Annotated in this window: 22 protein-coding genes; 15 read left to right on the top strand and 7 right to left on the bottom strand. The window is 54.4% G+C overall.

Features of this window, described 5'->3' with window-relative positions; all coding sequences use genetic code 11:
- Window positions 1-5 precede the first annotated feature (5 nt).
- Genes KNP80_RS00710 through KNP80_RS00685 form a run of 6 tightly spaced genes read left to right on the top strand, consistent with a single transcriptional unit; the run spans window position 6 to window position 5,024 of the window.
- Window positions 6-1,175 (top strand): ABC transporter substrate-binding protein, encoded by a 1,170-nt coding sequence (locus KNP80_RS00710; protein ID WP_214831812.1) that lies wholly within the window; start codon window positions 6-8, stop codon window positions 1,173-1,175.
- On the top strand, window positions 1,162-1,935 hold the full coding sequence (locus KNP80_RS00705) for an ABC transporter permease subunit (protein ID WP_214831811.1): 774 nt from the start codon (window positions 1,162-1,164) through the stop codon (window positions 1,933-1,935). Before KNP80_RS00710 ends, KNP80_RS00705 begins: the two co-directional genes overlap by 14 nt.
- On the top strand, window positions 1,932-2,633 hold the full coding sequence (locus KNP80_RS00700; protein WP_214831810.1) for an ABC transporter permease: 702 nt from the start codon (window positions 1,932-1,934) through the stop codon (window positions 2,631-2,633). The genes KNP80_RS00705 and KNP80_RS00700 overlap by 4 nt, the downstream gene beginning before the upstream one ends.
- Window positions 2,630-3,517 (top strand): ABC transporter ATP-binding protein, encoded by an 888-nt coding sequence (locus KNP80_RS00695; RefSeq protein WP_214831808.1) that lies wholly within the window; start codon window positions 2,630-2,632, stop codon window positions 3,515-3,517. The genes KNP80_RS00700 and KNP80_RS00695 overlap by 4 nt, the downstream gene beginning before the upstream one ends.
- The gene (locus tag KNP80_RS00690; RefSeq protein WP_214831807.1) at window positions 3,517-4,098 is read left to right on the top strand and encodes a CDP-alcohol phosphatidyltransferase family protein; all 582 of its coding nucleotides are present in this window, start codon (window positions 3,517-3,519) and stop codon (window positions 4,096-4,098) included. Before KNP80_RS00695 ends, KNP80_RS00690 begins: the two co-directional genes overlap by 1 nt.
- Window positions 4,095-5,024 carry an NAD(P)/FAD-dependent oxidoreductase gene (locus KNP80_RS00685; RefSeq protein ID WP_214831806.1) on the top strand — a complete coding sequence of 310 codons (930 nt, stop codon included), beginning with the start codon at window positions 4,095-4,097 and terminating at the stop codon, window positions 5,022-5,024. Before KNP80_RS00690 ends, KNP80_RS00685 begins: the two co-directional genes overlap by 4 nt.
- Window positions 5,025-5,063: 39 nt before the next feature.
- Here the strand turns inward: KNP80_RS00685 and KNP80_RS00680 are convergent, their stop codons facing one another.
- Window positions 5,064-5,378: a thioredoxin family protein gene (locus KNP80_RS00680; RefSeq protein WP_029595313.1), complete on the bottom strand. Its 315-nt coding sequence runs from the start codon at window positions 5,376-5,378 to the stop codon at window positions 5,064-5,066.
- Between the two features lie 127 nt (window positions 5,379-5,505).
- Between KNP80_RS00680 and KNP80_RS00675 the strand changes: the two genes are divergently transcribed.
- On the top strand, window positions 5,506-6,045 hold the full coding sequence (locus KNP80_RS00675) for a PadR family transcriptional regulator (RefSeq protein ID WP_021067642.1): 540 nt from the start codon (window positions 5,506-5,508) through the stop codon (window positions 6,043-6,045).
- A gap of 3 nt (window positions 6,046-6,048) precedes the next feature.
- Here KNP80_RS00675 and KNP80_RS00670 read toward each other — a convergent pair whose 3' ends face one another.
- Entirely contained in the window at window positions 6,049-6,879 is an 831-nt protein-coding gene (locus KNP80_RS00670; RefSeq protein WP_214831805.1) for an aldo/keto reductase, read from the bottom strand.
- Window positions 6,880-6,955: 76 nt separating this feature from the next.
- Between KNP80_RS00670 and KNP80_RS00665 the strand changes: the two genes are divergently transcribed.
- Both KNP80_RS00665 and fur read left to right on the top strand, forming a co-directional pair.
- A complete protein-coding gene (locus KNP80_RS00665; RefSeq protein WP_214831804.1) occupies window positions 6,956-7,486 on the top strand; it encodes an NUDIX domain-containing protein in 531 nt (176 codons plus the stop codon).
- Between the two features lie 112 nt (window positions 7,487-7,598).
- Window positions 7,599-8,078, top strand: a complete 480-nt coding sequence (fur, locus tag KNP80_RS00660; protein ID WP_016509373.1) for a ferric iron uptake transcriptional regulator — start codon at window positions 7,599-7,601, stop codon at window positions 8,076-8,078.
- A gap of 46 nt (window positions 8,079-8,124) precedes the next feature.
- Here the strand turns inward: fur and KNP80_RS00655 are convergent, their stop codons facing one another.
- The 4 genes from KNP80_RS00655 to KNP80_RS00640 are packed head-to-tail and all read right to left on the bottom strand — an operon-like array spanning window position 8,125 to window position 11,542.
- On the bottom strand, window positions 8,125-8,961 hold the full coding sequence (locus tag KNP80_RS00655) for a Cof-type HAD-IIB family hydrolase (RefSeq protein ID WP_214831803.1): 837 nt from the start codon (window positions 8,959-8,961) through the stop codon (window positions 8,125-8,127).
- Window positions 8,962-8,973: 12 nt separating this feature from the next.
- The gene (locus tag KNP80_RS00650) at window positions 8,974-9,354 is read right to left on the bottom strand and encodes a VOC family protein (protein ID WP_021067638.1); all 381 of its coding nucleotides are present in this window, start codon (window positions 9,352-9,354) and stop codon (window positions 8,974-8,976) included.
- Window positions 9,351-10,532, bottom strand: coding sequence for an MFS transporter (locus KNP80_RS00645; protein ID WP_214720422.1), 1,182 nt, complete (start codon window positions 10,530-10,532; stop codon window positions 9,351-9,353). Before KNP80_RS00645 ends, KNP80_RS00650 begins: the two co-directional genes overlap by 4 nt.
- Before the next feature lie 11 nt (window positions 10,533-10,543).
- On the bottom strand, window positions 10,544-11,542 hold the full coding sequence (locus KNP80_RS00640) for an ROK family transcriptional regulator (protein ID WP_214831802.1): 999 nt from the start codon (window positions 11,540-11,542) through the stop codon (window positions 10,544-10,546).
- A 225-nt stretch (window positions 11,543-11,767) separates the two neighbouring features.
- Here KNP80_RS00640 and xerD point away from each other — a divergent pair, with 225 nt between their 5' ends.
- From xerD to KNP80_RS00610, 6 genes are all read left to right on the top strand, one after another.
- Entirely contained in the window at window positions 11,768-12,652 is an 885-nt protein-coding gene (gene xerD / locus KNP80_RS00635) for a site-specific tyrosine recombinase XerD (protein ID WP_021067635.1), read from the top strand.
- Window positions 12,653-12,675: 23 nt separating this feature from the next.
- On the top strand, window positions 12,676-13,842 hold the full coding sequence (gene deoB / locus KNP80_RS00630) for a phosphopentomutase (protein WP_214831801.1): 1,167 nt from the start codon (window positions 12,676-12,678) through the stop codon (window positions 13,840-13,842).
- A gap of 13 nt (window positions 13,843-13,855) precedes the next feature.
- Window positions 13,856-14,665, top strand: a complete 810-nt coding sequence (locus tag KNP80_RS00625) for a purine-nucleoside phosphorylase (RefSeq protein ID WP_021067633.1) — start codon at window positions 13,856-13,858, stop codon at window positions 14,663-14,665.
- A 28-nt stretch (window positions 14,666-14,693) separates the two neighbouring features.
- Complete coding sequence (locus KNP80_RS00620; protein WP_214756568.1) at window positions 14,694-15,995, top strand: pyrimidine-nucleoside phosphorylase; 1,302 nt, start codon at window positions 14,694-14,696, stop codon at window positions 15,993-15,995.
- A 114-nt stretch (window positions 15,996-16,109) separates the two neighbouring features.
- Window positions 16,110-16,550, top strand: coding sequence for a peptidylprolyl isomerase (locus KNP80_RS00615; RefSeq protein WP_029334855.1), 441 nt, complete (start codon window positions 16,110-16,112; stop codon window positions 16,548-16,550).
- A gap of 89 nt (window positions 16,551-16,639) precedes the next feature.
- A complete protein-coding gene (locus KNP80_RS00610) occupies window positions 16,640-16,996 on the top strand; it encodes a GCN5 family acetyltransferase (RefSeq protein ID WP_214720417.1) in 357 nt (118 codons plus the stop codon).
- An 11-nt stretch (window positions 16,997-17,007) separates the two neighbouring features.
- Here the strand turns inward: KNP80_RS00610 and KNP80_RS00605 are convergent, their stop codons facing one another.
- The gene (locus KNP80_RS00605; protein ID WP_214720416.1) at window positions 17,008-17,478 is read right to left on the bottom strand and encodes a DUF309 domain-containing protein; all 471 of its coding nucleotides are present in this window, start codon (window positions 17,476-17,478) and stop codon (window positions 17,008-17,010) included.
- Between the last annotated feature and the right edge of the window lie 8 nt (window positions 17,479-17,486).

The following is a 17,486-nucleotide window of genomic DNA, read 5'->3' as shown; positions in this document are numbered from 1 at the left end:
ACACGATGCGCCGATTGAAACAGTTTGGCTTGATGCTGTCACTCATCTTCCTCGCTGCCTGCGGGACGACGCGCGCCGAAATCGCACCGACGTTCGATCAGGCGGCTGAAGAAGCGAAACAGTCGACGGTCAATTTTTATATGTGGGGAGGCGATGACGGCATCAATCGCTATATCGATGAGTATGTCGCGCCCCGCCTGAAAGAGACGTATGACGTGGAGTTGAACCGTGTCCCGATGGACACGGCCGAGTTTGTGCGCCAATTGTCGCTCGACAAGCGTGCGAATCGAGAAGAAGGGACGATTGACCTCATGTGGATCAATGGAGACAATTTCCGTAATGCTGCAGAGGCGGAATTGTTGCAGGGTGACCTGCTCGACAAAATCCCGAACGCCAAGCTATTGAATGAGGAAGCGCAAGCGACCGATGCGGGAACTCCGACGAACGGGCTCGAAGTCGCTTGGGGGAACGTGCAGTTCGTCATGCACTATGATGCGGACAAAGTCAAAAATCCGCCGACGACGTTCGACGAATTACATCGTTGGACCGAAGAAAATCCTGGCCGTTTCACGTATCCTGAAGTGACAGACTTCACAGGAAACGCGTTCGTCCGCCATCTGCTCTACGCCGAGTATGGGACTTTGGCCGGTAACGATGAGATTCCAGACGAGTTCTGGGAGAAGCTTGCGACGTGGTCGCCGGCCCTATGGAAACAAGGGACTACGTATCCGAAATCGCTGGCCCAGCTCGACCAGTTGTACGCCGCGGGTGACGTCTGGATGACGATGGGCTTCAATGAACGACGCGCTGAGGCTGAGCGTGAAAATGGCGTGTTTCCTAGTGGGACACGTGCACTCGTGCTCGAACATTCAATCGCCTCGACGCATTTTCTCGCCGTTCCATTTAACGCCAAAAATCCAAACGGTGCGCTCGTGGTCATCAATGAGTTATTGTCGCCCGAAGCCCAGCTCGCCAAACAAGACTCGACGTACTGGGGAGACGGGACGTCGCTCGATTTGACCAAACTCGATACGGCAGACCGTGACGCATTCTTAAAGCTCGATGAAGGTGTCACTTATCCTGACCCGGTAAGTCTCGCCGAACGCTCGATTCCTGACTATGGGCCGGCCGTGATCGATGCGATTCGTGAGGAGTGGGACCGTGTCGCGAAGTAGTCTATGGCTTAGTCTGTTCGTTCTGGCATTACCGTTCACCGGTGTTGCCTTTCTGATTTACGAGACCGTAGGATTCGACTGGTCTGAGTTAAACGATGCGGCGTGGCGTGCCAGTCTCGCCGTGACGCTGTATGTGACAGTCGTTTCGACGGTCCTCTCACTTGTCATCGGGACGTGGCTCGCCCGTTCGGTGTATCGACATCGGTCGACGTGGCTCGCGTCACTTCTCAGGTGGCCGATGTTCATACCGCACGTCGCAGCCGCGTATTTATTTTATCTATTGTTCTCAGGGGCCTTCCCATTCTATGGATTGATTGAGGCGAATGAACGCCACCATCTCGTCGTCATCTTGACGTATGTTTGGAAAGAAGTGCCGTTCGTGTTTTTGATGGTGATTGGGACGTATGCCCAATTGAATCGGGGTTATTTGGATATGGCGAAAACACTTCAACTCACGCCGTTTAAACAATTTAAAGTGGCGGAATGGCCATTCCTCGTTAAACCGCTCCTCGATTCGTTTTGGGTGCTCGTCGCTTTTATCTCGTTTGCCTATGAAGTGCCGGCCTTGTTAGGGGTCACCTTCCCTGAACTGCTCGGGGTACTCGCCTACGAACGATTGACGACCGGATTATTTTTAAATGCGTACGAGTCGTATGCGGTCGCCCTCATCTGGACGCTGTTCATCTTCATTGGTGTCATCGGCTCCTACTCGGTGACGGCTAAACGACGACGACGTATCGAACGGGGGGTGAGACGATGAGTCAGATTCTCACCGCTGGCTTGATCCTGTTCCCATTCATCGGGCTGTTTTTGGCGTTCCCGGCCGCGTTCAGTTGGGATGAGGCGTTCGGAAACACGGTCATTTATGTCATCACCCTCGGCTTCGTCAACGTATGGCTCGGTATCGGTACGGCTTGGTGGCTCATGTTCACCGAGTCGAGATGGAAAACTTTAGTCGAATGGTTCACGTTCCTTCCACTGTTCATTCCGGTCATGGTTAGCATGTTCGGCATGTATATCGCTTTGGCGCAACTCGGCCTTGTCGGCACACACATTGGAGTTGGCCTCGTCCTGCTCGTCACGACGTTGCCGTATTCCATCCGGCTGGCATATAACGCCATGTATGTGATTGGCCGAACGCTTCTTGAACAGACGTTGATGCTCGCCCCATGGACCCGGTTCGGTCTCGTGCTATTCCCGCTCTTGAAAGAGACGATTCGAACAATCGTCTTGTTCTCGACGGTTATCGTCTTGAGTCAATTCGTGCTCGTTCAATTGATCGGGGCGGGTCTCGTCCCGACGGTCACAACGCGTCTTTATCAGTCCTATGCAGGCAATGACGTCTCGCTTGCGTTACAGAATACATGGGTGCTCATCCTCGTGCCGGTCCTCCTCTATCTTGGGCTCGGCGGACTGTTCGGCATCTGGATTAGATTGGTGAAAGGACGGTTGCAATGAGCTTAGTATTATCAGGCGTTTATAAACGCTTTAAAGACCGCGACGTGTTACGCGGCATTGATTTAGATATTCCGAACGGTGAGATTCATGCTCTCGTCGGCGTGAGCGGGTCCGGAAAGTCGACGTTGCTCCGCATCATCGCAGGATTAGAGACACACGACTCCGGGACAGTGGCGTGGGAGGAGACGCCGCTTGACGGAGTGCCGCCTCACTTGCGCCGGATCACGATGTTGTCGCAATCCCCGCTCTTGTTCCCACATTTGACGGTTGGGGAGAACGTGACACTTGCCACACCGAACCAATCGCGTCAAGAAGCAGAGACGTGGCTCGCCCGCGTTCGGCTGCCTGGTCGCTATGACGCTGAGATTCACGAGCTTTCCGGCGGAGAACAACAACGCGTGAGCTTTTCCCGGGCACTCGCGGCTTCACCGCGGCTTATTCTGCTCGATGAGCCGTTTACGAACCTTGATCCCGATCTCAAATACGAGTTGCAACGCTTGATTCGCGACCTCGTTCGTGAACTTGGATTGACAGCGCTCCTCGTGACGCATGACCGGGAAGAAGCGATGCTCGTCGCTGACCGAGTGACACTGCTCGAAGCGGGGCGCGTCCGCGCGAGCGGCACCCCACAAACTTTATCCGAGACGGAATCGACGTTCGGCGACTTTATCGAACTGGGTGGCAGTCTGTATCCCTCGCTTCAGATCGAGGTGACGGATTCCCCGACTGACGAGACGGTCGTGCTGATCCGGTCGTTCACGCGTTTCGGGCATCGTCTTGGCGAATATCGCCGCGGGCAGGGGGACTACGTCATCTTGCCACGGGATGAATCGTTCCGGGACGGTGAGACGTATTATTTACGTAAGAGACAAGGAGGAATATGATGTTAGACACATACGGTAGCCGGTTCGTTCGTCCTGTCATCGAACGTGGGGCCGATCGGCTCTTGAAATGGAAGTTTACCCCGAATGAGGTGACCGTCCTCGGGGGTATCATCGGTGTTTCGGTCGGCCTCTTCATTTATAACGACATGCTGTGGACGGCCGTCTTGCTATTATGGGTGTCCGGTCTGTTCGACGTCCTCGATGGGACGATGGCGCGTCGCTCGCAGAAAACGGGCTTCGGGACGGTGCTCGACCTCGTGTTCGATCGCATCGTCGAGATTGCCGTCGTCATCGCGCTCGCCTTACGCCATCCGGAGCATATGCCGGTCTTTCTGCTGTTGCTCGGATCGTTCGTCGTGGCGATGACGTTGTTCCTCGCAGTCGGGGCGAGCAGCTCCCGCCGGTCGGAGAAGTCGTTCTATTACCAACCTGGTATTTTAGAACGGACGGAATGCTTCATCTTGTTCACGCTCATGATTTTATTCCCGACATGGATTGGCGTCATCGCGACGATGTTCCTCGTCCTTGAAGTGTCGACCATTTTACAGCGGTTGTTCGAAGCGCGGCGAATTTTACGATGAAGCCTCGTCTCGTCCTCGTCGGGCTCGGTCACGGACAGCTCGAGATTCTCGCTCGGCTCGACGAGATCCAAGAACGGTATGACGTCAAGTATATCGGGGGACGCGAAACGATATACACGGGCGCGTTCCCGCAAGTGATTGCCGGGGAGATGGAATCGGCGACGACACGGTTGCGCCCTGACGTCACGCCGGTCGCCAATCGCCTCATCGGGCTCAATCCGGTTGCCCGGATTGTCGAGACCGAACACAGGCAAGTTGGATATGATCTCCTCGTGCTCGCGACCGGTGCGAAAAGTCGTGGACTCGGGACGGGACTAAAACCGATGACGTCATATGTCTTGGACGACATTGTCAACAGTGAGGCCGTCACCATCGTCGGCGGTGGCAAGGCCGGGGTCGAGCTCGCCTTCGCATGCATCCGACAAAAGCGACGCGTGACATTGTATGCGCGTCGCCTGTTGCCTGAACTCCCACGGCGCGTCGCTCAGCGTATGGCACGTCGTCTCGTCCGGAGCGGCGTGACGATCATCCTGGCCCCGTTCCAATCCGGACAAGGGGACGGACTCGTCTTGGATGCGACCGGTGTCGTCGCTGACGACTGGTGGTCAGCGGCCGGACTGGCGGAAGAAGCGGCGTTCATCGAGACCGAAGACGATTTGCGGCATCCGGTCTATCGCGATATCTTTATTACTGGCGATATGGCGGCCCGATTGAACGGCGGCGTCGATGCCGTCCGCTCAGGGCGACACGTCGCACGTCTGTTGCTCGGCACAAAGCGTCCGTTCAAATCACGGACATCGCTCAATATCTTACTGACGACTCCGGGACAAGCACTCTTGACGTACGGGAAGTTGACGTGGCACGGGCGGTTACCGTTTTGGTTGAAACGGACAATCGACCGACGCTACGTCGAACGATTTACATGAAGGAACGAAAAAAGACGACCATGACGGTCGTCTTTTTGTTTAGTCGTTCAACGTATCGAGGAACGAACGGATTTGCATCTCTGTCTTGGCGTTCGCCGAGTGGAGATGCTCTTGTTTAACGCCTTCTTTATAGAAGAGAAGCGAGGGGATGCCCCGTACTTCTTGCGCGTCCGACAGTTCCGGCAATTCGTCGCGGTCGACGACGTACCAGTTGAACTGTGGGTAGTCTTTGACGAGCTCGTCGACGTACATGTCGAGTCGACGGCAGTCCGGGCACCATGACGTCGTGAAGACGACCATGCCTTTATCTTGAATGGCTTCTTGGAATTGCTGATCGGATTGAATCGGTTTCATAAAAATCTCTCCCTTCACGTATATTGTCTGTGTAATCGCAATGGGCGTCAACCGATTGGCATTCTCGGTCGCGCCGTAATATGTGATACACTAATAAAAATAGAACCGCAAGGGATAGGTGATGGTTATGGCGTTACGTCATGCACTACTCGGGTTATTGACCCATCAACCCGCTACCGGCTATGCCTTGAACGCGACGTTCAAAGCGCAAATGATTCATTTTTGGCACGCCCATCATACACAGATTTACCGTGAACTGTTAAAAATGGAAGACGAAGCACTCGTCTCCTCTGAGCATGTGGCCCAACATGATTTACCGGACAAAAAGATTTACTCGATCACCGACACGGGACGTCAAGAGTTGATTGACTGGTTGCGGCAACCGACCTCGTACCAACCGAAAATGAAAGACGAGAACTTGCTTCGGGTCAGCCTGTTGCAGTTGCTCCCGCTCGACGAGGCGATTCGCTACGTCGAAGAGACGAAAGCGCATCACGAGCAAGTCGCCCATCAAATCCGGGCGTTTCAAGCGGCCCATCAGTCCGAGGCCGATACGCTCGGCTATTTACTGACGAGCGAGTATGCGATTCGGATGATGGAAAACTACGCCGGTTGGGCCGATTGGGCCATCGAACAAATGAAACAACGTGACACCGATGCGACCTGACGTTCAGGTCGCATGTTTTGTGTAGGGGTGAATAGGCAGCCGTGCCAACAGCTCATCAAGTTTGTCCGAATCGACGTCGGCTTGATTGGCGGCAATCAAGTCGTTCAATTGATCGACCGAAGAGGCACCCGGCAGGACGACGGCACACGTTCGTTTCGCGGCGGCAAGGGCGTAAGCTTGAATCGGCGTTGGGATCGTCGGCAACACGTCGCGTAACTCTGATGCAGTCCATGCTTCGAAGCCTTTGTCCGTCAAGCGCTCGGACCACTCAGTGGTCAATAGTCCTTTGGCGAGCGGTCCGCGACCGACAATCGGGATGTCGAGGTCGAGCGATTCGATGCGACGATCGAGCAACGAATATGGTGTCATCAAGACGTCGAGTTCACCGTGCTCGAGCCAATAGCGAATGACGTTCGGACGAATCGAGGACAGTCCGATGTGTCGGATGACCCCGGCTTGTTTTTGCCGGCGCATGAATGTGATCGTCTCATCGAGATCGTCCTCGATCGTGCCGCCATGGACGTAATATAAATCCAAATAGTCAGTCTGGAGACGTTCGAGCGAATCGGCCAGCGCCTGCTCCAAATACGTGGCGCTCGGATCCCAGCGCATCCCATCTTCCGTTCGCACGTTCCCGCCCTTGCTCGTTAAGAACAGCTCGTCCCGGCGTCCGGCGAACGTCGAACCGACTAGACGTTCCACCTCGAAGTGATCGTAGACGTCGGCCGTATCGAAATGCCGAACCCCAGCGTCGTAGGCGGCCTCTAGAATCCGACGACCCTCTGCTTCCCCGTGTTTTAAAATCGACATGGTACCTAATCCTAACTCTGCCATTGATAATTCCTCCTTGTTCCGTCTGACGATATGAATCATAATCACAGTATATAGGAAAAGTGAGGGGTACATACAAATGGAAGAGATAACGATTGAACGGGAAGTCATTTACGAAGGAAAGATCTTTAACGTTGAGAAACACGTCGTCTCGCTCCCGAACGGAGGGACCTCGGTTCGTGAACTCGTCTATCATAACGGGGCCGTCGCCGTCCTCGTCGTCGATGAAGACGACCGCATCGTCCTCGTCGAGCAGTACCGGAAAGCGTTTGAATCGATGTCACTCGAGATTCCGGCCGGTAAACTGGAAGTCGGTGAGGAACCGCTCGCGAGCGCGAAGCGCGAACTCGAAGAAGAGACCGGTTATACGGCCGAGACGCTCGAAAAAATCTTCTCATTTTACGGGGCACCCGGTTTTTGCAGTGAACGGGTCGATGTCTATGTCGCACACGGCTTGACGGCCGGTACGATGAACCTTGATGAGGACGAGTTTTTACAAGTCCAACGCTTCACGTTCGACGAGGCGGTCGACTTGCTGGCGAGTGGACGCATCACTGACGCGAAGACGATTATGGCGATTCAGTGGTGGCAATTATCTAAATTGAAATGATTCTAATCTAGAGTGAGTTATGTTACACTTACATAGGAATCATTTTAATTTGAAAAACCGGACGAACTTCGGTATGCTTTGAATAGTGAATTATGCTAAGAGGGGGCGCCTTATGGAAACGCGAATTGAACGGATCAAACAGCAATTGAGCGCCAAAGGATATAAATTGACACCGCAACGAGAATCAACTGTCCGGATTCTACTTGAGAATGAGACGGACCATTTGAGCGCAGAGAACGTGTTCATGCTCGTCAAAAGCATCGCACCGGAAATCGGGCTCGCGACCGTCTATCGGACGCTGGAGCTATTGACGGAGCTCGGTGTCGTCGACAAAGTCAACTTCGGTGACGGAGTCGCCCGTTTCGACCTCAGACCAGAAGGCGCGAACCATTCGCACCATCATCTCGTCTGTGTCGAGTGCGGTTCGGTGGAGGAGATTATGGAAGACTTGCTTGTCGACGTCGAGAAGAAAGTCGAAAGCAAATACGAATTTTTAATCAAAGACCATCGCTTGACGTTTCACGGCATCTGTAAAGTCTGCCAAGCCAAAGGCGTCACGCTCGAGGGTCATAAAGCAGTCATCAACGGATAAAGCAAGACAGGCAGCCTCTCAAAGGCTGCCTGTCTTTTGTATGTCGTCACGTCGTCAAGTAACGGGACAGGACGGTGGCGATCCCGTCTTCATTGTTCGATGTCGTCATTTCCGTGGCTATGGTCAAGATGTCCTCGACGGCGTTGCCCATGGCGACGCCGATGCCGGCATACTCGATGATCGACCGGTCGTTGTGCCCGTCACCGAACGCGATGACACGGTCGCGGCTGATCCCGATGTTTTGGAACACATGGTCGAGCGCCCGGGCCTTGTCGATGCCGAAGTCTGTGAACTCATAGTACATGGCGGCCGTGAACATGCCGGTGACGCGGTCCGTGAACGGTCCGGCGAGCGAAGCGGCATGCGCCTGCAGATAGTCAGGTTGTCCCGCGACGAGAATCTTATAGACGGGGAAATTGATGGCGTCGGCGAGACGGGGTGCTTCCCGTAATCGGAACCGACCGCCGCGCGACTCGTACTCGATAATATTGAACGGCTCACCGTTCAACTCGAGCATGCCGTTGAAGACGTCATTGACATACATATACGTCTCGTCATTGATCATCGGAATGACGTCGAAGCCGGTCAAATGATCCAAAATGGCACGAGCGTCGTTCGGATGAATCGCCTGTTCGAACAATGTTTCTTTAGTCGCCGCATCCGTGACGCACGCCCCGTTCGAGGAGACGATGAGTCCCCCGTATTCATGCAGTCTAAGCTCTTCGGCGAACGGTTCGATACCCCGTTTCGGCCGTCCGGAGGCGAGTACGACTTTTTTGCCTTCCGCCTGGAGGTCGAGCAAGATCTGTTTCGTGCGCGGTGAAATCATCTTCTGGTCGGTCAATAACGTTCCGTCTAGGTCGAGTAAAATCGCCTGAATCATCGTCTCATCTCCTTAAATCGTCAATTCAAGTTTATTTTGTTCGGGGTCGAGCAGGACACTTTCATAATAACCGTCTCCCGTCGTCCTCGGTCCGTCGATGAGCGGATACCCGTCGACTTCGAGTCGTCGTGTCAACGCATCGACCGCCTCTTTGCTACCGAGCGCGAACGCGATATGCGCGTAGCCGATCGTTTCGCGTGGTGTGCCTTGGACGTCCGGGCGTCGCATCAACTCGAGCCGGCATGTCGAATCAGGGAACGTCAGAAAATAGGATTCGAACTGTTTTTGTTCGTTCGTATACTTATCGTTTGCAGTTGCCCCGAGGTACGTCTCGTAGAAGCGGCGCATCGGTTCGAGGTCGTTCACCCATATGGCGATGTGTTCGATTTTCATGTAAGTTCCTCCTTTGATGGTTGGTGCATGATCAAATTCAAGCGTTCCGTGTTCCAGAGCATTCCGAGCATGATCAAGACGGTCACGAGCGGAAATAAGCCGAGCGACGTCTGAGACACGATGAGTCCGAATAGCGGGGGCAGGAACGTGCTGCCCGTGTAGGCGAACGCCATCTGGAATCCCATCAACCGTTTTGCCCGTTCCTTTCCGAACCGCTGCGGCGTCTCATGGAGCATGCTCGGGTAAATCGGGGCCAAGCCTAGCCCGATAAAAATCAATCCGACCAACATCGCTCCGGTCGCCGGAATGAGAAACACGAGGCTACCGATTAAAGCGAGGGTTTGCCCGAGCCGAATCATCTGTCGATTCGTGAAGCGGAACGAGAGGAACCCGCTCAGGAAGCGACCAAGCGTGATGCTGCCGTAATAGATTGACACCCACGTCGCAGCCGTCGCGACAGAGAACTGTTTCATCTGGACGAGGTAACTGCTGGCCCACAGGCCGATGAGCGCCTCAATCCCACAATAGAGAAGGAACGTGGCTAGCGCATACGAGAGGCCTTTCGGCATCTTTCGTTCGAGCGCGGTCACGGCCGTCTCTTGTCGTTCGAGCGGTGAGGGCTCCGTTTTGTTTTCGCGCTTCCAGAGCGGGAACGACAGGAGCAGGAGGAAGGCGAGCGCGAATTGAATCAATGCGACGATTAAATAGCCGTCACGCCAACCGCTCTCCGTCAAGACGCCGGCCATGACGAGCGGTCCGCCCGTCGCTCCGACGCCCCAGAAGCAATGGAGCCAGTTCATATGGTGCGCCTTATAGTTTTCTGCGACGTAATGGTTGAGCGCGGCATCGACCGCCCCGGCACCAAGTCCGAGTGGAATCGATAGGACGAAAAGCCAGATCAAGGACGGGGCCGCGTAAAAGCCGAGCAGACACATTGCCGTCACGAGTCCGGAGCCGAACGTGACTTGCTTCGTATCGAATCGTTCGAGTAACCTACCGCTGAGTAGGCTCGATAAAATCGTGCCCGCGGCAATGGTCATAAAAATCCATCCGGCCATTGAGATCGGGGCGTTGAACTCGACGTGCATTAACGGCCAACTGACACCGAGCAAGGCGTCGGGCAGGCCAAGACTGATAAAGGCAATGTAAATCACGGTCAATAATAAAAATCCTGTCATAATTCACCTCTTCAAATCGATTCAAGGATCAACCCGACGCAACGTCGAGCTAAGCCTGCGAAATAATCTTCCTCCCATATGCCGATCAATAAATCTGGGGTGTGAGCCGCCGGAATATGACGCTGGCAGGCGTTCCGAATCCCCTCCAACTCGGTATCGACGAGATCGACGTCCGAAAAAATGATGGCGTGCGGATTGAGCGTCGCGGTGAAGGTCGCGACGAGCCGACCGTGCGCATCGAGCGCGGCGTCCGACAATGGGGCCGGGGCCGACCGCTCACTCGCTATCCGGTCATGAAACGTCGAGTCGTCATAGAGTGGTAGAAACGAAATCTCCCCGCTGAACCCGGTCTTTCCACGGATGAGCTGTCCGTTGATGAGTATCCCGGCACCGGGTCCGTTTTTTCCCAGATAGATGTAGACGATTGACTGGTCGCCAGTGAGTTCGTGCGTGTGTCCGTATCCATAGACAGCCGCGTTCATGTCGTTCTCGATGACGGCAGGGCGAGCTGTGCGTGACTCGACCCAATGTTTTAAGTCGAGGTGTGCGAACGTAGGATAGTCCGGGGCGAAGATGACCGTCCCGTCCGCGACAGCCGCCGCGACACCGATGGAGATTGCGCTCACGTCGGGGGTTCGGTCCAACTGTCGGTCGAGCACCGAGCCGAGCGCACCGAGGTGGTCCCCGTTTAGAATCTCCTGCGTCCCGTCGTTAATCGTTGCGCCCTTGCAATCGATGAGACGATAGCGGACGACCGACTTCTCGACGTATAGCGTCAATCCGTGCGTGAACCGCTCATTATAGATGTAACGTTTGGCTGGGCGACCACCGCGTGAATCCTCAAAACCGTGTTCGAACACTTCACCGGCCTCCATCAACTGCTCCAACTGCTTCTTGACGGTCGGAAAGCTGAGCCGGGTCGCCTCCGAGATGGCGGCGATGGTCGAATGACCGGATAAGACGAGTTGACGTCTGACGGCGACCGTCAGATTAGTAGTGGTCTGTTCCATGGACGACTCCTCCCAAACTTTTTAAATCATTTTAATAAGTCGACTTGAGTGTAACAAATCATGATGAGATTTGTAAGCCCTCAATCGAAATATATGGATGAAAACCTCACCCAAATCTGTCACAAAAAAGCTTTTAAAAAAATGAGGTCAGACGTCTTCACAACGGTTTACATAAGTGATATGATGTAAGCGTATTCAGGTGTAACAAGGAAGGAGGGGGATGTCATGCGTTCGCAAGTCGAGTCATTTTTGCAGTACATGACGGTAGAAAAACGAATGTCGACGAACACGAGACAAGCCTATGCGAGCGATTTGACCCAGTACTTATCGACGTTGACCCAACTCGGGGTGACTGAATGGAATGAAGTCACGCGGGCACATATCGTCAAGCATATGGAAGAGTTGTCGCAAGCCGGTCGGGCTGCTTCATCATTGCGGCGGGCCGTCAGTTCGATTCGGACGTTCCATCATCATTTAAAGATGACGGGTGGGGCAACGACTGACCCGGCGCTCTATTTAGAGACGCCGAAAGCAGAGCGCCATCTACCGGACACGTGGTCGCAAGACGAAGTCGAGCGATTGCTCGACAGCGTTCCGACGTCTGACCCGCTCGCGCTGCGCGATCGGGCCATGCTCGAACTGCTTTACGGAACAGGTATGCGCGTCAGTGAACTTCTTGGGCTCGATTTGGATGATTTACAGTTCGAATTGGGGTATCTACAGTGTGAAGGCAAAGGCGAGAGTGCCCGGATTATCCCGGTGTCATCTGTCGCCCAAAGTTTTGTCGAACGCTATATCCAACAGGCACGTAACGGGCTTGGTGGTCGGGAGACCGAGGCGTTGTTCTTGAACGGACGTGGTGGTCGGCTCAGTCGTCAAGGATTCTGGAAGATGATTAAACGACGGGCCAAAGAGGCTGGCATTCAAAAAGAGATCACGCCACACGTGCTCCGGCATTCGTTCGCGACACACTTGCTCGAGAACGGCGCCGACCTTCGGGCCATTCAACAGATGCTCGGGCATGCTGACCTCTCCACGACTCAAATCTACACACATGTCAATAAGGCACGACTCCACGATGTCTATCGAAAACATCATCCGCGTGCGTAAAGACACTAAAGGAGGAACTTTTTGTGAAGAAATTTAAACGTATTTTCTTGGTCGTCATGGACTCGGTCGGGATTGGGGAAGCCCCAGATGCCGACCAGTTCGGAGACGTCGGTTCAGACACGCTCGGGCATATCGCTCGTGAACACGGTGGGTTGAACATGCCGCATATGGGCCGTCTCGGCTTGGCGAATATTAAACCGATCGAAAGCATCGAACCGTCTGAGACGCCTAGCGCCTATGGACGTATGGAAGAGATTTCAGCCGGGAAAGACACGATGACCGGCCATTGGGAGATCATGGGCCTTCATATCGATACGCCGTTCCGCGTCTTTGAGGAGTTCCCGGATGACTTGATCAATCGTCTCAAAGAGTTCAGCGGACGTGACGTCATCGGCAACAAGCCGGCATCAGGCACAGAGATTTTGGATGAGCTCGGTGAAGAACACGTCAACACGGGCGCCTTGATCGTCTACACGTCGGCTGATTCGGTGCTTCAAATCGCGGCGCATGAAGAAGTCGTCCCGCTCGACGAGTTGTATCGCATCTGCGAATACGCCCGTGAAATCACGCGCGAAGACCCGTACATGCTCGGTCGCATCATCGCCCGCCCGTTCCTCGGAACACCTGGCGCTTGGGTCCGCACATCGAACCGCCACGACTATGCGCTCAAACCGTTCGGCAAGACGGTCATGAACACGCTCGAGACGGCCGGGAAAGACGTGATCGCCCTCGGGAAAATCAGCGACATTTATGACGGCGAAGGCGTCACAAAAGCGATTCGGACGAAGTCGAACATGGACGGGATGGATAAGCTTGTCGAATCGCTCGATGAAGACTTCGAAGGACTCTGCTTCTTGAATCTCGTTGACTTTGACGCACTCTTCGGTCACCGCCGTGACCCAGAAGGCTATGCGATCGCGCTTGAAGAGTATGACGCCCGTCTACCGGAAGTGATGGAGAAGTTGCGTGAAGACGACTTGCTTATCATCACGGCCGACCACGGGAACGATCCGACGGCACCAGGCACGGACCATACGCGTGAATACGTGCCGCTCATCGTTCATCATCACGGCGCGACAGCAGTCGACCTCGGGATTCGAGGAACGTTCGCCGACATCGGCGCCACAGTCGCGGATAACTTCGATGTCGATGCACCAGCACACGGAAAGAGTTTCTTAAACGAAATTTGAGGAGGCACTACTCATGGTAAATTGGAACGAAACAAAGGCATTTTTACAGGAACGCATGAACGGAACACCAGAAATCGGACTCATCCTCGGCTCAGGACTCGGCGTCCTCGCCGACGAGATCGAGAACGCGGTCAAAATCCCTTACGAGGACATCCCGCACTTCCCGGTATCGACCGTCGAAGGACACGCTGGACAACTTGTCTTCGGTGACCTCGAAGGAAAACGCGTCGTCGCGATGCAAGGACGGTTCCACTTCTATGAAGGCTACTCAATGGAACAAGTCACGTTCCCGGTCCGCGTCCTCAAATTGATTGGTGTCGAGACGCTCATCGTCACGAATGCGGCCGGTGCTTGCAACGAGTCGTTCAACCCAGGGGACTTGATGATCATCACGGATCACATCAACTTCTTCGGCACGAGCCCGCTCATCGGCAAGAACGCGAGCGACTTCGGGACACGTTTCCCAGATATGTCAGAAGCGTACGATAAAGAGCTCGTCACGTTGACGGAAGGTGTCGCTGCGAAGCTCGGCCTCTCGATTCAAAAAGGCGTCTATTTCGGAAACACAGGTCCGACATACGAGACACCAGCCGAAGTGAAGATGGCACGCCTCCTCGGCGGCGACGTCGTCGGCATGTCGACGGTACCTGAAGTTATCGTGGCCCGTCATTCGGATATGCGTGTGCTCGGCATCTCGTGCGTGTCGAACATGGCAGCCGGGATTTTAGATCAACCGCTCAACCATGAAGAGGTCATCGAGACGACAGAACGCGTCCGTCAAGACTTCCTTTCACTCGTACGCGGCACGATTCAAAGCATGTAACCACTACCCAATTAGGAGGACGAAACTTATGCGCATGGTCGATTTGATTTTGAAAAAACGTAACGGTGGCGAATTAAACGAAGAGGAGATTCGCTTCATCATCGAAGGCTTCACGAACGAGACGATCCCTGACTATCAGATGTCGGCCCTTTCAATGGCGATTTACTTTAACGGCATGACAGAGAAAGAGACGGCAGCCTTGACGATGGAGATGGTCAAATCTGGTGACGTCATCGATTTGTCGAACATCCAAGGTAAAAAAGTCGATAAACACTCGACCGGCGGTGTCGGTGACAAAATCAGCTTAATCGTCGCTCCGCTCGTCGCGTCAATCGGCATTCCGGTCGCGAAGATGAGCGGGCGCGGTCTCGGCCACACGGGCGGGACAATCGATAAGCTCGAATCGTTCCCTGGCTTCAACGTCGAGTTGACGGAAGAACAGTTCACGAAGCAAGTAAACGATATCAAGATGTCCATTATCGGTCAGACGGGTAACTTGACGCCTGCCGACAAACGTCTTTACGCACTCCGTGACGTGACGGCGACGGTCGATTCAATCCCGCTCATCGCGAGTTCGATTATGTCGAAGAAAATCGCGGCCGGTGCCGACAGTATCGTCCTCGACGTCAAGACGGGTTCAGGCGCGTTCATGAAGTCGTTCGATGATGCAAAAGCGCTTGCTGAAGAGATGGTTGCCATCGGGAAGAACGTCGGCCGTCAAACGGTTGCCGTCATCACGGACATGGACCAGCCGCTCGGTTTCGAAATCGGGAACGCGAATGAAGTGAAAGAAGCGATCGAAGTCCTCTCGGGCAAAGACGTGAACGACTTGAAGACGATCGCCCTCACGATTGCCGGCCATATGGCTGTACTCGGCGAGTTCTATCCGACGTTCGACGAGGCGTATGCTGACCTGGAGAAACGGATGGCGGATGGTCATGCCCTCGAAGTGTTCCGGCAGTTCGTAGCGGCACAAGGTGGCGACGCGTCGCTCGTCGATGACTTGTCGAAACTTCCGCAAGCGAAGTATGAGACGACGTTCGTCGCGAAACAAGCAGGTTACGTCGAGTCGATTATCGCTGACGAAGTCGGTGTGGCAGCGATGCTCCTCGGCGCAGGTCGCGCGACAAAAGATGATCAGCTCGACTTCGCGGCCGGTATCACGCTCGAGAAGAAAGTCGGTGACAAGGTCGAGGCCGGTGACGTGATCGCCGTGCTCCGTTCGAACAAAGAAGACATGACATCTGCGCTCGAGCGGATGGACCACGCGTACACAATCGGTGCGACAGAGCCGACGGCGCGTCCACTCGTCCACGCCGTCATCCAGTAAGCGGCAAGTCAGAACGTCTGTTTCCACAAAATAGTGGAGACAGACGGTTTTTTTTGATAGAATGGGCAATGTGTGAGTGAGAATGACAATATGAACATAAAGGGGTAACTTTTCATGAAAAAAGGATCTATGAAATTAGAGAACGGCGAAATGATCGAATTCGACTTGTTCCACGATGCGGCACCAATCACGGTCGACAACTTCGAGGAGCTCGCGAACAGCGGCTTCTATAACGGTTTGACGTTCCACCGGGTCATCCCAGGTTTCGTCAGCCAAGGCGGTTGCCCAGACGGGACAGGCATGGGCGGTTCAGGCAAGACGATCCCATGTGAGACATCGACATCGTTCCCATACAAACATGAAGCGGGTTCGCTTTCAATGGCACACGCCGGACGCAACACGGGCTCGTCACAGTTCTTTATCGTCCATGAGCCACAACCACATCTCGACGGTGTCCACACGGTCTTCGGAAAAGTGACGTCTGGTCTTGAGCACGCGGTCAAACTTCGTCAAGGCACGAAGATGGCCGAAGTTAAAGTTTGGGACGAGAATTGATTTCTGCCTGAACGTTATGGCACAATGAGCCATGTCTCTCACGTGTTCACTTAGTGAAACATGAATGACTAAAGGTGGTGAAACCAGCAATGCTGGTGAAATACAAACAATCGTACGAAAAGACGGCGATGGGCTTGCTCGCGTTCTCATGTAGCGACAAATCTCCGCTCGCCTTGCTCGACCTCGTTCGGTCCTATGAAGATGATCCTGCCAAATTCCTTTATCTCTGGAGAGTCGGGGAAGACTTCGTCGGGATTATCGGGATGGAGCAACAAGAGACGACGATGATCATCCATCATATCGCGCTGTCTCCGTCGTTCCGCGGCGAGAAGCGTTCTTACGAACTGCTCGATGAGACCCGCAACTTATTGCCGCTCGACTTGACGCTCGTCGGTCGAGGCAAGACCGGGGACTTGCTCGATAAATGGAATCAAGTCGCAATCTAAAAAAGCTAGGCTCAGCGCCTAGCTTTTTTGCGTGCCTCGAGCGCCCGGAGACGCTCGTTGACGACCGGTGTTCGGTCTCGATATATATGTTTATGGACGAGCTCGTCAAACGTGAGCGTCGTCGGTTCGAAAGTGGGCTTCAAACGCTCGATTCGTTGCCGCGTCGGGTTGTCGAGCGGGAGCGTCTCGGGAAGCGGCCAACGACCCAGGTCCTTGGCGAACGCGTCCACGTCGATGCCGTGCCCCTCGAGCTCGGTCGCGGCCAATCCAAGCTTTTGCTGCAACGCCGCGATGCTCTTTTTCGCCCCGGCCATATTGCCGCGGCGGGCATGGTAATGGGCGACGGCGTACTGAATCAAGGCGGCGTAACCTAAATCTTGACGGCCTCCGTCTTGCCAAGCTTCCTCGAGCACTTCGTGGCATTCGAAATAATCGGCATGGCATTCAAACAAGAGCGTATACTGGATTAAAGGCGTTGACATCAAATTTC

The sequence above is a fragment of the Exiguobacterium sp. E4787 genome (assembly GCF_018618375.1).
Classification (GTDB): domain Bacteria; phylum Bacillota; class Bacilli; order Exiguobacteriales; family Exiguobacteriaceae; genus Exiguobacterium; species Exiguobacterium chiriqhucha.
This window is presented reverse-complemented; position numbering and strand designations above follow the sequence as displayed.

Coding starts and splice junctions, on each gene's coding strand:
- KNP80_RS00710 (WP_214831812.1), top strand. CDS start 6: ATGCGCCGATTGAAACAGTTTGGCTTGATGCTGTCACTCATCTTCCTC.
- KNP80_RS00670 (WP_214831805.1), bottom strand. CDS start 6,879: ATGGCAGAGTTAGGATTAGGTACCATGTCGATTTTAAAACACGGGGAA.
- KNP80_RS00610 (WP_214720417.1), top strand. CDS start 16,640: ATGCTGGTGAAATACAAACAATCGTACGAAAAGACGGCGATGGGCTTG.
- KNP80_RS00655 (WP_214831803.1), bottom strand. CDS start 8,961: ATGATTCAGGCGATTTTACTCGACCTAGACGGAACGTTATTGACCGAC.
- KNP80_RS00645 (WP_214720422.1), bottom strand. CDS start 10,532: ATGACAGGATTTTTATTATTGACCGTGATTTACATTGCCTTTATCAGT.
- KNP80_RS00640 (WP_214831802.1), bottom strand. CDS start 11,542: ATGGAACAGACCACTACTAATCTGACGGTCGCCGTCAGACGTCAACTC.
- KNP80_RS00605 (WP_214720416.1), bottom strand. CDS start 17,478: ATGTCAACGCCTTTAATCCAGTATACGCTCTTGTTTGAATGCCATGCC.
- KNP80_RS00695 (WP_214831808.1), top strand. CDS start 2,630: ATGAGCTTAGTATTATCAGGCGTTTATAAACGCTTTAAAGACCGCGAC.
- KNP80_RS00665 (WP_214831804.1), top strand. CDS start 6,956: ATGGAAGAGATAACGATTGAACGGGAAGTCATTTACGAAGGAAAGATC.
- xerD (WP_021067635.1), top strand. CDS start 11,768: ATGCGTTCGCAAGTCGAGTCATTTTTGCAGTACATGACGGTAGAAAAA.
- KNP80_RS00620 (WP_214756568.1), top strand. CDS start 14,694: ATGCGCATGGTCGATTTGATTTTGAAAAAACGTAACGGTGGCGAATTA.
- KNP80_RS00680 (WP_029595313.1), bottom strand. CDS start 5,378: ATGAAACCGATTCAATCCGATCAGCAATTCCAAGAAGCCATTCAAGAT.
- KNP80_RS00690 (WP_214831807.1), top strand. CDS start 3,517: ATGTTAGACACATACGGTAGCCGGTTCGTTCGTCCTGTCATCGAACGT.
- KNP80_RS00615 (WP_029334855.1), top strand. CDS start 16,110: ATGAAAAAAGGATCTATGAAATTAGAGAACGGCGAAATGATCGAATTC.
- KNP80_RS00650 (WP_021067638.1), bottom strand. CDS start 9,354: ATGAAAATCGAACACATCGCCATATGGGTGAACGACCTCGAACCGATG.
- KNP80_RS00675 (WP_021067642.1), top strand. CDS start 5,506: ATGGCGTTACGTCATGCACTACTCGGGTTATTGACCCATCAACCCGCT.
- KNP80_RS00700 (WP_214831810.1), top strand. CDS start 1,932: ATGAGTCAGATTCTCACCGCTGGCTTGATCCTGTTCCCATTCATCGGG.
- fur (WP_016509373.1), top strand. CDS start 7,599: ATGGAAACGCGAATTGAACGGATCAAACAGCAATTGAGCGCCAAAGGA.
- KNP80_RS00625 (WP_021067633.1), top strand. CDS start 13,856: ATGGTAAATTGGAACGAAACAAAGGCATTTTTACAGGAACGCATGAAC.
- KNP80_RS00685 (WP_214831806.1), top strand. CDS start 4,095: ATGAAGCCTCGTCTCGTCCTCGTCGGGCTCGGTCACGGACAGCTCGAG.